General features: G+C 37.2%; 15 protein-coding genes. All 15 read right to left on the bottom strand.

What is annotated here, in order from left to right; genetic code table 11:
- Entirely contained in the window at window positions 1-285 is a 285-nt protein-coding gene (locus GQ45_RS13400; RefSeq protein WP_031427468.1) for a helix-turn-helix domain-containing protein, read from the bottom strand.
- 293 nt (window positions 286-578) lie between these two features.
- The gene (locus GQ45_RS13405; RefSeq protein WP_047418772.1) at window positions 579-1,430 is read right to left on the bottom strand and encodes an RteC domain-containing protein; all 852 of its coding nucleotides are present in this window, start codon (window positions 1,428-1,430) and stop codon (window positions 579-581) included.
- Window positions 1,431-1,494: 64 nt separating this feature from the next.
- Entirely contained in the window at window positions 1,495-2,709 is a 1,215-nt protein-coding gene (locus tag GQ45_RS13410) for an MFS transporter (RefSeq protein WP_047418774.1), read from the bottom strand.
- Window positions 2,710-4,827 carry a copper-translocating P-type ATPase gene (locus tag GQ45_RS13415; protein WP_047418778.1) on the bottom strand — a complete coding sequence of 706 codons (2,118 nt, stop codon included), beginning with the start codon at window positions 4,825-4,827 and terminating at the stop codon, window positions 2,710-2,712.
- An 18-nt stretch (window positions 4,828-4,845) separates the two neighbouring features.
- A complete protein-coding gene (locus GQ45_RS13420) occupies window positions 4,846-5,139 on the bottom strand; it encodes a hypothetical protein (RefSeq protein WP_047418780.1) in 294 nt (97 codons plus the stop codon).
- Between the two features lie 6 nt (window positions 5,140-5,145).
- Window positions 5,146-5,790: a hypothetical protein gene (locus tag GQ45_RS13425; RefSeq protein ID WP_047418782.1), complete on the bottom strand. Its 645-nt coding sequence runs from the start codon at window positions 5,788-5,790 to the stop codon at window positions 5,146-5,148.
- On the bottom strand, window positions 5,787-6,680 hold the full coding sequence (locus tag GQ45_RS13430) for a ribose-phosphate pyrophosphokinase (protein ID WP_047418783.1): 894 nt from the start codon (window positions 6,678-6,680) through the stop codon (window positions 5,787-5,789). The genes GQ45_RS13425 and GQ45_RS13430 overlap by 4 nt, the downstream gene beginning before the upstream one ends.
- Window positions 6,681-6,686: 6 nt before the next feature.
- Window positions 6,687-8,189, bottom strand: a complete 1,503-nt coding sequence (locus GQ45_RS13435) for a thymidine phosphorylase family protein (RefSeq protein ID WP_047418785.1) — start codon at window positions 8,187-8,189, stop codon at window positions 6,687-6,689.
- A gap of 28 nt (window positions 8,190-8,217) precedes the next feature.
- Entirely contained in the window at window positions 8,218-9,594 is a 1,377-nt protein-coding gene (locus GQ45_RS13440; RefSeq protein WP_047418787.1) for an MBL fold metallo-hydrolase RNA specificity domain-containing protein, read from the bottom strand.
- Window positions 9,595-9,608: 14 nt separating this feature from the next.
- Entirely contained in the window at window positions 9,609-9,863 is a 255-nt protein-coding gene (locus GQ45_RS13445) for a hypothetical protein (protein ID WP_034886813.1), read from the bottom strand.
- Window positions 9,864-9,901: 38 nt separating this feature from the next.
- A complete protein-coding gene (locus tag GQ45_RS13450; RefSeq protein WP_034886815.1) occupies window positions 9,902-10,744 on the bottom strand; it encodes an ATP cone domain-containing protein in 843 nt (280 codons plus the stop codon).
- Complete coding sequence (locus GQ45_RS13455) at window positions 10,741-11,577, bottom strand: universal stress protein (protein ID WP_034886816.1); 837 nt, start codon at window positions 11,575-11,577, stop codon at window positions 10,741-10,743. Before GQ45_RS13455 ends, GQ45_RS13450 begins: the two co-directional genes overlap by 4 nt.
- Before the next feature lie 24 nt (window positions 11,578-11,601).
- The gene (locus GQ45_RS13460; RefSeq protein ID WP_047418791.1) at window positions 11,602-12,375 is read right to left on the bottom strand and encodes an SDR family oxidoreductase; all 774 of its coding nucleotides are present in this window, start codon (window positions 12,373-12,375) and stop codon (window positions 11,602-11,604) included.
- A gap of 42 nt (window positions 12,376-12,417) precedes the next feature.
- A complete protein-coding gene (locus GQ45_RS13465) occupies window positions 12,418-13,407 on the bottom strand; it encodes a 2-hydroxyacid dehydrogenase (protein WP_034886821.1) in 990 nt (329 codons plus the stop codon).
- 10 nt (window positions 13,408-13,417) lie between these two features.
- Window positions 13,418-14,686 (bottom strand): MgtC/SapB family protein, encoded by a 1,269-nt coding sequence (locus tag GQ45_RS13470; RefSeq protein WP_047418793.1) that lies wholly within the window; start codon window positions 14,684-14,686, stop codon window positions 13,418-13,420.

Consider the following 14,686-nt stretch of genomic DNA (forward strand, 5'->3'; position numbering starts at 1 on the left):
TTAAGAGTTTAGACCGTGCTGTACACGATTTGATGTCATCACGCCTTGAATTTCCTCGGCATCGTAGTAGATAATGCCCCCAACTTTTGTGTATGGCAATGTTCCGTTTATGCGAAGATTCTGTAATGTCCCTGGACTGACTTGAAGCAAATCCATTACTTCGGAAGATTTTAGATATTTCTTAAGTTTTCCAGTTGCTTGTTTAGATAGAAGATTCTTAATGTCATCGAGCAATTCCATTTTGAATTCTCGAAGGTCGTCGGTGGTAATAATATTTGCTGGCATAATAGAACGATTTTAAAGAAAGGGACTATCGTTTCGATTTCAACTAATTTGATAGCCCCTGATCTGATTTGACTTTCGTTCTACAAATTTGGGATGGTTTATTGGATTTTAATCCCAAGTTGTACCCAAGTAGGGTGTTTTTATTTACTCATTTTCAATGGTTTAAATTGGTTTGATTTAGAGGTGTCACTTAAAATCATCTATGCCAAATGATAATAGATAAAATTAATTTTATTTTTTCCCAAGTAAGACCCAACTTGGGAAGAAATTTAACATTTTTAAAAATGAAAATATCAACCGTCCGTTTCTTCCATTCGCCTTAAAAGTGTTGCTTTTAGTCTATCAATAAACTTGGTTTGGTCGATTTTCCGTTCTCTTATTTCGAGAAAAGTTCTATAAACGTTACCAAGATTAAGTTCAAAAATATCTTCACAAGCTGATGCCATTTCTTTAATACCAGCTGTACCACTTTTTATTGCGCCAGATGCCTGTAATGCATAAATTAACTCAATCAGGTCTGTTTTTGAAGCAGTCCAACCAAGTCGCTCACCGTTTGATAGAGTATTCAGCTTATTCGGTATGCCGTATGACAAATCCCTTAAATTACTTAACTCTTCAACGTAATGGCTTATTAATAGGTCATAGGCCATAATTTTGGCAATTGCATTATCGTGGCTTGTGGAAAATTCAGCATCTGTATAAAAATGAGAAGTGTTTGATACCAAGCTAATTTTATCATTTCCTCGCAGAAAATAGAATTCATCCAGAAGTTCAGAATCCTCTCTATAATATTTAATGAAATCTATATTTCGTCGATTACTTTCTTGTAGCCTATTTATTTCTGAATCAATAAATTCCTGTTGAGATTTTATTGTTCCCGCAGGTCTATTTATCAAGAAATTGTAGAGTTTGGCATAAAATTTCAGTCTGCTATAGATGTAGGGTTTATGCTTTTTAAAGAATATTATTTCATTCTGTTTATCTACGAATTCATTTTCCCTTACACAGATGCGTAATTTCTGCAAGTATTGTCTTGAAATAGAAATACCTTGTTCAACATTATTGAAATCGCCAAGATTAGATTCCTCAACTACTTTTATTTCCTCTTTGTAATTGTCTAGTATTATATGAATTAACTTATGCAAAATATTTTTGGGGCTTTAGATTTGGGTTAATTATCAATAAGTAATGTTTGTATGTTATATCTTTTTACGGGGGATTTTTAAAAAAGAACAGACAACCAATAGCGAGCAAAACAATGCTACCAGCAATTATGAAAGGATAGTAAAAACCGCCTGCAATCAGCCACGTTCCTAAAACGGGGCCTAGAATTTGACCAATACTATTGGTCGAACTCTGAATAGAAATATTCCTGCCAGTATTTTTCTTTGATATTAATGAAACCGCAGAGAGCAAATTTGGTGTTACCATAGCGCCTCCAGCAGCAAAAACAACGATTAATCCATAGACTAAAAATTCATTGTTAAAAAAAGGAAAGGCAATCAAGGGTAAACCAGATATTAATAACCCTAAAGCAATTTGTTTCTTTGTTGATAAAAACTTCTCTCCATAAGTAGCGAACACAGGTTGTAAAACAGCCATTATTGAACCACATAGCATAAAACCAATACCAACTTGATTACTATTAAATCCTAATTCATCTTTTCCGTAGATTGAAAAGACAGTTTCAAATAGCGTCACCACAAATTGGATAACAAACGATAGCACTAGTAATACGATAAAATATTTAGTAAATGTGAACCGCAAACTCACTTTTCGTGTTGTGAACTTATGTACGCGAGCGGTGTTTTTTAACCATTTCATCACAACCAAAAGGACAATCAATCCTAGTAGTGCAGCGAATAAATAGGGCACTGAAAATCGGTCTAAATGTAGCAGGCCTATTGTATATTTTATATGAATATCAGTTTGGGACAGAAAGCCGCCAATGACAGGGCCGAAAATAACACCAGAGCTAATGGCAACACCAGACCAGGCCATTATTTTCGTTCTACGTTCTTCAGATGTAATATCACTTAAATATGCATTGCTAACTGGAATAACTGATGACGTAAAAATTCCACCAAAAATTCGAGCAATATATAGCATTGTCAAGGATGTGGCTAGGCCAGTAAGTAATTGCATAATTACAAAACCGATTAGTCCACAAATGATAATAGGTTTCCTGCCGTATCTGTCCGATAGTTTTCCCCAAACCACTACGAATAGTAACTGAAAAAATGGATAAATGCTTGTGAGCAATCCAATATGGAAATTAATAAGGTCGGTGTCAAGATTGTCTTTTAAAGCTAATCTTTCGGTATAGTAAGGAAGGGTTGGCAATAATATACCATAGCCCAACATCACTACAAACAAACTCAATAGAATTAAAAATATCCTGTTGAGTTTTTCTTTTCTATCCATTTATTTTTTACCGATTTTTCGCTTCAATAATTGCGCATTAATAGCCACTATAATTGTACTCAAACTCATAAATACCGCTCCTACAGCTGGTCCTAAAACAAAGCCAGAAGAGTATAGAACACCTGCAGCTAATGGAATGGCCACCACATTATACCCAGTTGCCCATATTAGGTTCTGAATCATTTTATTGTACGTAGCCTTTCCGAACAAAATTAGGTTTGCAATATCTTGTGGATTGCTATTTACCAATATAATATCGGCTGTTTCGGCGGCTACATCAGTACCAGAACCAACAGCGATTCCTACATCAGCTTTGGCAAGTGCGGGCGCATCGTTTACGCCGTCTCCAGTCATAGCCACAAACTCTCCTTTGTTTTGTAATTCTTCTACAATTTCTACTTTTTGGTGTGGTAGCACTTCGGCATAGTAGCCATCCAATCCTAATTTTTCACTCACAGCTTTGGCTGTTTTTTCATTATCCCCAGTTGCCATCAAAACTTTGATATTGTTCTTTTTAAATATTTTTATAGCTTCCGCAGATTCAGGTCTTATTTCGTCAGCAAGTGCAATGTATCCTGCTAGTTGTCCTTCAATTAATACAAATACAACAGTTTCAGCAGCGTCACTATAAGCATCTTCAGGAATAGTTATTTTTTCATCCCTTAAATAACCAGGACTAACCACTTTTACTTGCTTTCCTTCTACATTTGCCTCTACACCTTTACCAGTGATCGCATTAAAGTTTTCAGGCTTTGGGATTGTAATATTGTCTTCTTTAACTTTTTTAATAATCCCAACAGCAATTGGATGTTCTGAACTTTGTTCCAATGCACTTGACAGTCTTAAGATTTCATCGTTTGAATAGGACACATTTACAGATTTGATTCGAGTAACGCCAAAGTCCCCTTTGGTCAAAGTCCCTGTTTTGTCAAATAGTAAGGCGGATATCTTTCGTGATTCTTCAAAGGCAGTTCTATTACGGATTAATAATCCATTTTGTGCAGATACAGCAGTAGAAATGGCAACTACAAGAGGAATTGCAAGACCCAATGCGTGTGGACAAGCGATGACCATAACGGTAACCATTCTTTCTAATGCATACACAAACGGAAAGCCTAAAATCAGCCAAACTGCCAACGTACCAAAACCAATAGCCAAAGCTATATAAGTCAACCATTTTGCTGCCCTATCGGAAAGGTTTTGCATTTTAGATTTGGTCTTTTGTGCTTCCTCAACCATCGTAATAACCTTATTGAGATAGCTGTCTTTTCCTGTATGTTCCACCTTTACCTTCAAAGTGCTATTGCCATTTACTGAACCACCTATTACCTTATCCTTTTCTTCTTTTTTCACAGGCTTGGACTCCCCTGTAAGCATTGATTCGTTTAAATAACTTGAACCTTCTACTATGATACCATCAGCTGGAACTTTCTCTCCAGGCTTTACCAAAATCACGTCATTTTTTAACAAATCTTCAAGTGGTATATCTTCAATAGTGTCGCCTTTTACCCTGTGAGCTTCGGCAGGCATCATACTAACTAAAAGTTGTAATGCTTTTGAAGCGCCTAATACACTTTTCATTTCTATCCAATGACCAACAAGCATAATAGCAATTAGTGTTGACAGCTCCCAGAAAAAGTCAACTCCTCGTAAACCAAAGACAGTTGCAGAACTGTAGAAATAGGCGACACTTATTGCCATAGATATAAGTGTCATCATCCCAGGTGCACCATTCTTTATTTCGGAAACAAATCCTTTAAGAAAAGGCCATCCGCCATAGAAATATACAATGGTAGAAAGCGCAAAAAGAATATAAGAATTTCCGGGAAGTAAAAATTCATACCCAAAAAAATCTTGAATCATTGGCGAGAAGAACAATATTGGAATAGTAAGTACTAGCGTTACCCAAAATCGTTTTCTAAAGTCTGCAATCATCATTTTATGATGGTCGTGACCCATTTGTCCGTGACCCGGATTATGACCCGAATGGTCTCCACCTCCATTTTTCATTTTGGAATGATCCATTTTGGAATGATCTTCTTTTTCGTGGTTCATTTTAGAATGATCCATTTTCGAATGGTCCATTTCGTTGTTTTTGTGCTGCTCGTGATTTTCCATTATAGTATTGTTTAAGTGTTATCGTAATTTTTTTCTCATTGCTTCCGATATGTTTTCGGCATAGACGCCATAAGCATCTACTAAAAGACCTTTAAGCCCTTTTTTGGAAGATATTGCATATAAAATGCTGTTATCATCGGTACTGCTCATTCCTTCAAAGCGATATATTTTATCCACTTTAAAATCTTCTGGTCGAATCTCAATTTTCAGGGAAGCACATTCCAGACATTCAGGTTTTAAGTTGAAATCATAAGGGTATTCGTTTGCCTGTAAATCGTTAATAGCTTCTGAAAGGGTGTCATAATTTTTCATTTATTTTTATTTATAAGTCATTGTAAAATAACTGTTGTCTTCTTCTGTAAATTTTTGAAAGGTCAATAGACCTTGTGCATTTAATTTCTCGTTAACAGTATAATTGAGTTGCTTAATGCGAATTCCCAAGGCATAGGCCTTAATGTTAATTTTTGAATTAATATTATTTTCGCTATTATTAAATTTTCGGTCGTAAATTTTTATGGTACTTTTTGAGCCAAAAAAATTCAACAAGCCCGAATCAAAACTCATTTCCAGTTCTATATTTTCAAGATTTTTCAAGTCGTAGAGTTCTTTAAATTTTTTAGAAGTGGTATTAATTTCGGTTTCTTTTGATTTTGGGTTTGAAAATGGAAATGCCATTACCATTATACTGGCTTCATCAGGCTTACAGCGATAGGTTGTGGTGTATTTATCGGTCGCTATTTTGTCTTTATCAAACAATTCCGTAACCACCTTAATTTCATAGTATCCATTTTTCTCTATTGTTTTACCAGCTTCAAAAGTTTGTTTATTGAGAAAAGCACCTTTTTCATCAAAATTCTCACGAATGACCAATCTGCCTGAAATCTGCCCAATAAGCATTTCAGTTTGTCCAGTCATTGTGATGCTGAATAAAGTAATCAGTACTATGAAGATTCGACTTCTCATATATGGTGCATTAATTTCTTTACCTCTTTTGCCAGTATATCGCTTAAATCTATGCCATTGGACGGATGCGGAATGGTATTGCAGGTCACTATCTTTTCTACTCCGGAATCCAACAAATCTTGATAGGCATTACCTGAAAAAACGGCGTGAATACCAACACATATAGGTGGTCTCATCCCTGCTTTTTTCAAATGCACCACGGTTTCAATCATCGTTCGCGCCGTAGAAATAATATCATCTACCAAAATAGGTGTGGCATCTCTGTATTTGTCAACATCAGGAACAGAGACTTCTACATCACGGTCACCCTGACGCACCTTTTGTAATACTGTAAATGGTGCTCCTGCATTTTTGGCGACTTCTGAAACCCATTGTTCACTTTCAGAATCGGGACCGATAAGTACTGGGTTTTCGATGTTTTCCTTTATCCAATCTGAAATAGCATCGGCAGCGTGAATTACTTTATTTGGAATTTGATACACTTCTCCTAATGAACTAATTCTATGCAAATGAGGGTCAACCGTGGTAATGCTATCGGCAAAACCTGAAATCAATTTTCCAAAGAAACCAGAAGTTACCCCTTCGCCTTCATTAAATACTTTGTCCTGCCTCATATATGCCAAATAAGGCGCTACCAAACAGGTGCACATTGCCCCTAATGATTTGGCAGTATGACTTAAAAAATAAAGGGGCAATAGTTTTTCATCTGGTTCGTGCAAGGTGCATACCAGTACAACACATTTGTCTTTAACATCAGATAAGATACGTGTATAGGATTCTCCATCAGGGAAGTTGCGCAAAGTGGCTTTGCCAACTTCGGCATCCATTTTTGTAGCCATTAGTTCTGTGAGTTTTTCGTTTCCGGGAAGACTGAATAATATTGTTTTCATAGTTTTTTAAATTATAGTTATGATGTCATTATGGTTGTTTTTATATTCCAGAGCATAGTTGAGTTCGCCTTTGGATTCAGCATATATGGTATATAACAATTGGTCTATTTCAATTTTTTCATTTAAATGGACATTCAAAAGAATCCCTGCCGATTTAGACTGCGGTGCGCCGGAAAGCTTGGCGAGTTTTGCAATCTTCCTATTATCTATTCGCTTTAGATTCCCAGAGGTTTCTGCTCTAATTTCGGTTTTATAGGGTGCTAAAACAGGTTTTGAAAAGCGACCTTGCGCATTACAAATAGCAAGGAATTTTTTATAAGCCTGACCAGATGTGAGAATTTGATGTGCGGTTTCTAACCCTTTCCCTTTTTCTACTTTGCCAGAAAGCTCTATTAGTTCAGCGGCTAAGAGCAATGCTCTTTTTGTTAGGTCTTTGGGTGCATCAGCTTCATTTTTTAAAACTTTTAATATATCGATGGCTTCTAAAGTGGGACCAATACCTCTTCCAACGGGCTGTGTGCCATCTGTAATAACTACCTTTACGTTCAACCCAACAGCAGTCCCAACAGTTTCCATATGATTTTTTAGTTTTTGAGCCATTTCGGTACTGCGAACCTTGGCGGTTTCACCCACGGGAATATCAATGACCACGTGAGTGGAACCAGCTGCTGCTTTTTTAGAGAGTACCGAAGCAATGAGCTGCCCTTCACTATCAATATCCAAGGCTTTTTCAATTTTGATGAGCACATCATCCGCAGGACTTAATTGGGCTGTTCCGCCCCAGACAAAACAACCGCCTTCTTTTTCTACCACGGTTTTTATTTCTTCTAAAGAAAGCGTCACATTGGTCAGTACTTCCATAGTATCCGCTGTGCCTGCTGGCGAAGTGATGGCGCGTGAGGATGTTTTAGGCATTGTAAGTCCATACGCAGCGACAATAGCAACCACTAATGGGGTGGTTCTATTTCCAGGCAATCCGCCAATGCAATGTTTATCTACCACAATTTCTTTGTCCCAATTCATTTGCTTACCAGAAGCAATCATTGCTTTGGTAAGGTCAGATATTTCGTCAATATCCAGTCGGTCACCTGCACAGGCCGTAATAAATGCCGAAAGATGGATGTTGGAATAATCGCCTTCAACTATATCGGTTATGATTTCATTAAATGCTGAATAATCCAGTTTTTGATTATAAATTTTCGCCCTGACGTGGCTTAAAGATTCAATTGGTTCTAAATGGGAAACATATAATGTATCATTTGGGGAAACATTCAGTTTTTTCGCAGCAGCATCTGATAGTCCGATTTCATTGGGCAACAGAATATCAGAATTCAGGACATTAAGACTTGCTACGATTGATTTATTTGCATTGGATATTCTTATTCGGGTAAGTGCCTCAAACCCTTCTGAAATACAGACGTGGCAATCTTCGCGCATATACACTACATTTTCGTTTTGGGTATAGATTCCGAGATGTTTATATTTTAATATGTTTGAGTGTGTGTCCATATTTTATTGATTGTTGTGATTTTTCGATTTATTCTATTTCTTCGATGGTGTATAATTGCGGAATTTCTGCATCCCACCCATAGGTTTCCTTGATGCCCTTTTGTAATGCTTCTGCACTTTCTTTTTCACCGTGTACAATGAAAATCCGCTCTGGCTTATTTTTTATTTTGCGCATCCAATCCATAAGTTCAGCGTGGTCTGCGTGTGCCGAAAGCCCTTCGATTTCAGCAACTTCCATATGAAACGGCACCCATTTTCCATAGACTTTTAGTTCTTTCTCACCCTCCAATAATTTTCTACCACGTGTGCCTTCGGCTTGATAGCCCACAAAAAGCAAGGTGTTATTTGGATTTTGCGCTTGGGTTTCGAGATAGTTGAGCATTCTTCCTCCGGTTAGCATTCCACTTCCAGCAATTACGATTTTTGGTTTATTATCGGTTCGTAATTCCATAGTCTCTCGATAACTGCTTACGACCGTAAAGTGTGAACACATTTCATCACATTCATTGTCTTCCAATCGATGCCAATCCCTCGTGCGATGGAATAGTTCCAATACACTAGCTCCCATTGGGCTATCCATTATCATTTGTACTTTTGGGATTTTCTTTTCCTTAAGTAATTTCCAAAAAATCAACATCATCAATTGGGCACGTTCTACGGAAAAACTTGGAACAAATAAGCTTCCTCCTCTATTAATGGTTTCGTTGACCAATTTTTCAATCTGCGGAAGTGCTTCCACTTCATCGGGATGAAACCTTCCACCATAAGTAGATTCAATGAAAAGCACATCGGCTTTTTTTGGTTTCAGGGGTGGATAGAGCAATAAATCATTGGTTCTTCCAATATCTCCTGAAAAGACAAAACGCTTTCCGTGTACATCCAACTCAATATAGGTTGCACCAAGAATATGTCCGTTGTATTGGAAGCGAGCCCTAATACCATCAAATAACGGAATCCATTGTGATTGTGGAATTCCTTTAAAGTGTGGGATAGTTTTTTCTACATCCTTTAAATCGTATAATGGTTCTGCGGGACTATGTTTGGAATAGCCTTCCTTATTGGCACGTTCGGCTTCTTGCTCCTGTATTTTTGCACTATCATTCAAAATGATTTTTGCAATGTCCAAAGTAGGATTCGTACCATAAATGGGGCCATTGAAGCCTTGTTTTACCAATCTGGGTAAATAACCTGTATGGTCCATATGACCGTGGGTAAGCAAAACAGCATCAATATCACCTACATTAACAGGTGGGTACTCCCAGTTTTTAAGGCGTAATTCCTTTAACCCTTGGAAGAGGCCACAGTCTATAAGTATCTTTCTATCTCCTGTATCCACCAAATATTTTGAGCCAGTCACGGTGCCTGCCGCTCCCAAAAAGTGGATGTTTTTTTTTTTGTTTTTCATCGTTATAGTATTTATTAATGTCCACCACAACAGGAAGGCGTATTTCCTTTGTCTTGGTTCGATTTGCTCAATTCCGCTATTTCGTTATATAGATTGCGGGAATCCTCTTTTATTACGAGTGCCAACTTCTTTACGGATTTAGGCTCGAAGTGTACCATACCCAATAATATTTCGAGGGCTTCTTCAAGTAGTTTAGAATCATCTTCCAATGCTTGGTAAAATGGCTCTAAATCTATACGGCTCTGTTCTTTCAGTTCTTCTGTTTTCATTTGTCCTATTTATTTAGATTAAAAATTTAAGTAGTGCTCTAATGAATTTCACATAATTCTCTTGAATCTTCGAGAACCTTTTTGTGTCTTGATTTTGGCACTCCTACTTGTTCTAAAATTTTTGGGGTTTCGTGAAGCTCTTTACAGAGTACGATACCTTCATCCAATAGTTTTGTTTTTTCAGCTTTGGTAAGTGTTGTTAATGCTGTTAATGGATGCAGCCCCGATTTATCTATTCTGTCTTTTAAACCGTCACCAATTGGATAATCCCAACTTGTCAATAATAGCCCCACGCATTTACCATATTTCACCGCATCACTTGTAAATCGTGTATTGGTGTAAACGCCTCCTTTATGAAGCTTGGCTTCGTGACCTTTTTGACGTTTCCATTGTTTTTCAACATCTAAAAATCTTGAGTGGATATATAAGGGAATTTTAACGTTGCAAAAGCGACCTTGGTCACTGTGGTATTTACATTCAATCATATAATGGGTATTGTCTTTTTGGGCTATTACATCCACTTCGTGCTGAACGCAATTGCCTTGAACTATTACACCAACCTGTGTTGAAAATCCTTCGTGTGCCAGTAGTTTGCCTACTAACTTCTCAAATGGGAAGCCAGAAGGACCTAATTCCATCAGGGCTTTTTTGAGTTTGTATTTTGAAGCACTTACTCTCGACTTACCTTTTAGCATTTTAAATGCCATTTGATAGATTTTTTTGGTGGTAATGCCTTCATATAATTGGTCTTCAACTTGCCCTACTATTTGCTGAATCAATTCCTCACTTGCTTGCGAACGTCTTAATGAATTGATAAGTTTATCCACATCAAAGGCTACCACGTCGCCCGAATATTTTACTATGTTTATTGGATGTTTCATTTTTTAATATGTATGGTCATTACAGGAAGTTCTGAATGATTGGTTACACCTTCGGCAATACTTTTTGAAAATAGGCTCAAAAAACCTGTCTTTCCGTGGGTACTCATCGCAATTAAATCTGCTGGCTGATGTTTTAAAAATGTATTAATACCTGCCTCTACTGAAGATTCGTTATGAACACTCATAGAAAAGTTTTTTAAGGCGGGAAACTTTTCAAGAAATTGCTTGACAGGGTTTAATCCAGCGTTGATACTATTAAAGTCTGTTTCTGTATTTATACGTAACAAATGAATTTTAGCATCGCATTTTTCAGCTATTGAAAGCACCGCTTGAAACGGATGACTCACATCTTCTTCAAAATTTGATACGAACAGAATGTCCTTAAAGGGAAATGTTACTTCCTCTTCTTTGACCACAATAATCGGGGCATTAGCCTTTCGGACAATTTTCTCAACATTACTGCCTGTTATCTCCCGTACACGACCCTTTGTTCCGCTACTACCTGTAATGATAAAGTCGTGATGGAAATGACCAGAATGTTCCAAAATATCTTTTTGTCCTGAATCGAACTGAAGAAAGGTTCGGCATTTAAGACCTTCGTGTTCTGCTATTTTTTCGAGTTCACGTAAATTAGCCTTTGCAGTACCTATTTGCTTTAAGGTTTCTGGATAACGCTTTTCTTTGAGTTTGTCTAATTTTACCCAATCCACAGGTGTTGTCATTTGATGTAGAAAGTGTATTTCTGCATTGTATGTTTTTGCCATTTTAATCCCGAGATGTGCAGCTTTAGTACAGTTTTCAGAGAAATCGGTAGGTACAAGTATATTTTTCATAATTTTTTGTTTTAGGGTAGTTTGTTATTGTGCGGTATAGCCACCATCGATTACCAATTCAGAACCAGTCATAAACTTGGATTCATCCGAAGCTAGATAGACGACTCCATAGCCTATATCATCAGGCTCTCCCAAATGGCCAACAGGATGCAAACTTTCTAATTGCTTTTTGCCTTCTTCTACATCACCTTGAGCTTTCAGAAAATTTTCTACCATTGGTGTCCAGATATAAGCAGGATGTATAGAATTGATACGGATTCCGTAGCCTTGTCTTGCACAATGCAGGGCAGCAGATTTCGTGAATATGGTAACACCGCCTTTGCTTGCGTTATAAGCAGGTAGGTTAGGGTCCCCGATAAGTCCTTCAATGGAAGAGAAGTTGATAATGGAACCACCTTCTCCAGTTTCCTTCATACCCTTTATACCATACTGAGTACCTAAAAAAGTGCCATTTAGGTTTACATCTATGAGGTTTTTCCAATCTTCAAGGGTAACTTCTTCTACAGTTCCACCTAATCCTATTCCGGCAGAATTAACTAATATGTGTAATTTTCCGAAAGTTTTGAGCGTGGTCTCAATGACATTTTTCCATTCATCTTCTTTGGATACATCTTGTTTAATGAATATAGCCTCCCCACCGTTAGCTTTGATTTGTTGGACTACCTTTTTTCCATCTTCTTCATCTATATCTGTAACAACGATTTTTGCTCCTTCACGTGCTAATAAAATAGCACTTGATTTCCCTAGACCAGAGGCACCTCCTGTGACAATGGCTACTTTATTTTTTACTCGATTCATAATTTTAAGATTTAAGTGTTACTACTATTTTTTGCTTCTTAATCAAGAAACTTCGTTTCCTGAAACTTTGCCTTTATCAAAACAATCCAGATTATATATTGTGGTTTCAGCAATATTTGTCAATGCAGTTTCGGTTAAAAAGGCCTGATGACTGGTTATCAAAACATTGTTGAAGGTCATTAATCGGGCAATCACATCGTCTTGCAAAATGTCATCGGAATGGTCTTCAAAGAACAATCCTTCTTCTTCCTCATACACATCTATTCCGAAATACCCAATTTTTTTAGTTTTCAATCCTTCGATAACAGCTTTGGTATCGACCAATCCTCCACGACTTGTATTGATAAGCATTACGCCTTGCTTCATTAATGAAATATGTTTTGCATCAATCAAGTGTTTCGTTGAAGACGTTAGTGGTACGTGTAAGCTTATGATATCGGACTGCTTACAAATAGTTTCACAATTGGTATAGATTACATTGTAGGAATTGATTAAATTTTCATCCACAATGACATCCTGAACAAGTATTTTACAACCAAAACCGTGTAGTATTTTTACCAATACAGACCCAATTTTTCCAGTCCCGATAACGCCGACGGTTTTTCCATTGAGGTCGAAACCGGTAAGACCGTTCAATGAGAAATTCTGGTCACGAACCCTGTTGTGTGCTTTAATCAATTTTCGGTTTAATGCAAGTATGAGTGCCATTGTATGCTCTGCAATGGCATAAGGGGAATAGGCTGGAACACGTGCCACCTTCATATCCAGTTCAGCTGCTTTTGCTAAATCCACGTGATTGAATCCTGCTGAACGCAGAGCAATATATTTTACGCCAAAAGCATTGAATTTTTCAAGAATGTGTGCCGAGGCATCATCGCCCGTAAATAGACTTACTGCTTTAGAACCTGTTGCGAGAATAGCAGTTTCTTGAGTTAAACGACTTTCAAGCAGCTTTAATTGATGCTTGCCATCATTCGCTTTTACGAGATACGGCTCTTCAAACTTATGCGTGCTGAATACTGTTGTTTTCATTTCACTTTTTTTAATTTCCTAACTGTATTAAAATATATACTAACCCTACGATGACAACAGTTCCAAAAATTAGCATCACGAGTTTCCCGGTCTTTTTTGAACCTTTGAAATAGGTAATACCAAGTTTTACAATCATATTGCTTATGGTTGCTGTTATAATGACATTGGTGGCCAGCGTGAGTTTTTCTTCCAATGACCCAAATTTTGCCATACTGATAGTTATCGCATCCGTATCTGCCAATCCTGCAATTAGGGCTGAATAGTATAAACCGCTTTCGCCAAAAAATTGATTTCCATAAAAAACTGCAAACAGGATGACCACATAAATACCGCCAAACCCAAGAGCGTTCCAAATATTGAGCGGATTACCCAGATTGATAGCTGTTTTTGTGACATCTGTATTCTTTTTGATGAATAAGAGTGCGCTTATCAAGCAGATAAGGGTAAGAATAGTAAATGGAATGACTAAATTTAAAAGTATGGCACTATTGAAAATATAGGCCAGAATCGCAAGTCTGGGAAACATAATTGCGGAAGCTATAATGATACCCGCAGCATATTCTTTTGAAAGTTCTGGCGATTCTTTACTTCGCGAAGCATATATCCAAGCTACTGCGGTACTTGAAATCAATCCACCTAAAATAGCAGTAAGCAGAATACCACGTTTAGAACCTACATATTTTACAAGAAAATAGCCGATGAAATTCAGAAAAGAGACAATCACTATGATGGCTCCAATCTCAAAAGGGTTAAGCAATCCCTCTGGACCATAATCTTGATTTGGTAAGAAAGGCAAAATAAGAAGCGCAATAATTGAAAACTTAATAAAGGCGAAAAGCTCTTCGGAAGTAATATTTTTAATGAAGGTATTAAATGTCGTTTTCAACGATAACAGAGTAACTATGATAACCGCAGTAGCAACTGCTTCCTTATGCAAATGATTGGCAACCATAACACCCAAAATCAAAGTAGCGAATAATGCCATATTGGTGGTAATACCAGTCATAATATGCTTTTGTACTATGGAAAGATGACTCAAAGACAGAAACAAAAGAAATGCTGCTGCAATTATAATGACCAACCAAGGTGTATAGGTTGTGGAAAGATTTCCCAATATAAAACCAATAATGGCAACAATTGGGAAGGTTCTTATACCTGCAAAGCCTTGTTCTTCCTTCAATTTATCGTATTCACGTTCCAGCCCAAGAATAAGGCCAATGCCCAGACTGATGAGCAGTCCAAGGATGAAAGGGTTGATATTTTTAAAGGCTTCTATCAT

The sequence above is a fragment of the Cellulophaga sp. Hel_I_12 genome (assembly GCF_000799565.1).
Classification (GTDB): Bacteria; Bacteroidota; Bacteroidia; order Flavobacteriales; family Flavobacteriaceae; genus Cellulophaga.

What these genes read in the sequence shown, in the direction of transcription:
- GQ45_RS13400 (WP_031427468.1), bottom strand. Translation starts at nt 285, where the DNA reads ATGCCAGCAAATATTATTACCACCGACGACCTTCGAGAATTCAAAATG.
- GQ45_RS13410 (WP_047418774.1), bottom strand. Translation starts at nt 2,709, where the DNA reads ATGGATAGAAAAGAAAAACTCAACAGGATATTTTTAATTCTATTGAGT.
- GQ45_RS13415 (WP_047418778.1), bottom strand. Translation starts at nt 4,827, where the DNA reads ATGGAAAATCACGAGCAGCACAAAAACAACGAAATGGACCATTCGAAA.
- GQ45_RS13420 (WP_047418780.1), bottom strand. Translation starts at nt 5,139, where the DNA reads ATGAAAAATTATGACACCCTTTCAGAAGCTATTAACGATTTACAGGCA.
- GQ45_RS13425 (WP_047418782.1), bottom strand. Translation starts at nt 5,790, where the DNA reads ATGAGAAGTCGAATCTTCATAGTACTGATTACTTTATTCAGCATCACA.
- GQ45_RS13430 (WP_047418783.1), bottom strand. Translation starts at nt 6,680, where the DNA reads ATGAAAACAATATTATTCAGTCTTCCCGGAAACGAAAAACTCACAGAA.
- GQ45_RS13435 (WP_047418785.1), bottom strand. Translation starts at nt 8,189, where the DNA reads ATGGACACACACTCAAACATATTAAAATATAAACATCTCGGAATCTAT.
- GQ45_RS13440 (WP_047418787.1), bottom strand. Translation starts at nt 9,594, where the DNA reads ATGAAAAACAAAAAAAAAAACATCCACTTTTTGGGAGCGGCAGGCACC.
- GQ45_RS13445 (WP_034886813.1), bottom strand. Translation starts at nt 9,863, where the DNA reads ATGAAAACAGAAGAACTGAAAGAACAGAGCCGTATAGATTTAGAGCCA.
- GQ45_RS13450 (WP_034886815.1), bottom strand. Translation starts at nt 10,744, where the DNA reads ATGAAACATCCAATAAACATAGTAAAATATTCGGGCGACGTGGTAGCC.
- GQ45_RS13455 (WP_034886816.1), bottom strand. Translation starts at nt 11,577, where the DNA reads ATGAAAAATATACTTGTACCTACCGATTTCTCTGAAAACTGTACTAAA.
- GQ45_RS13460 (WP_047418791.1), bottom strand. Translation starts at nt 12,375, where the DNA reads ATGAATCGAGTAAAAAATAAAGTAGCCATTGTCACAGGAGGTGCCTCT.
- GQ45_RS13465 (WP_034886821.1), bottom strand. Translation starts at nt 13,407, where the DNA reads ATGAAAACAACAGTATTCAGCACGCATAAGTTTGAAGAGCCGTATCTC.
- GQ45_RS13470 (WP_047418793.1), bottom strand. Translation starts at nt 14,686, where the DNA reads ATGATAGAAGCCTTTAAAAATATCAACCCTTTCATCCTTGGACTGCTC.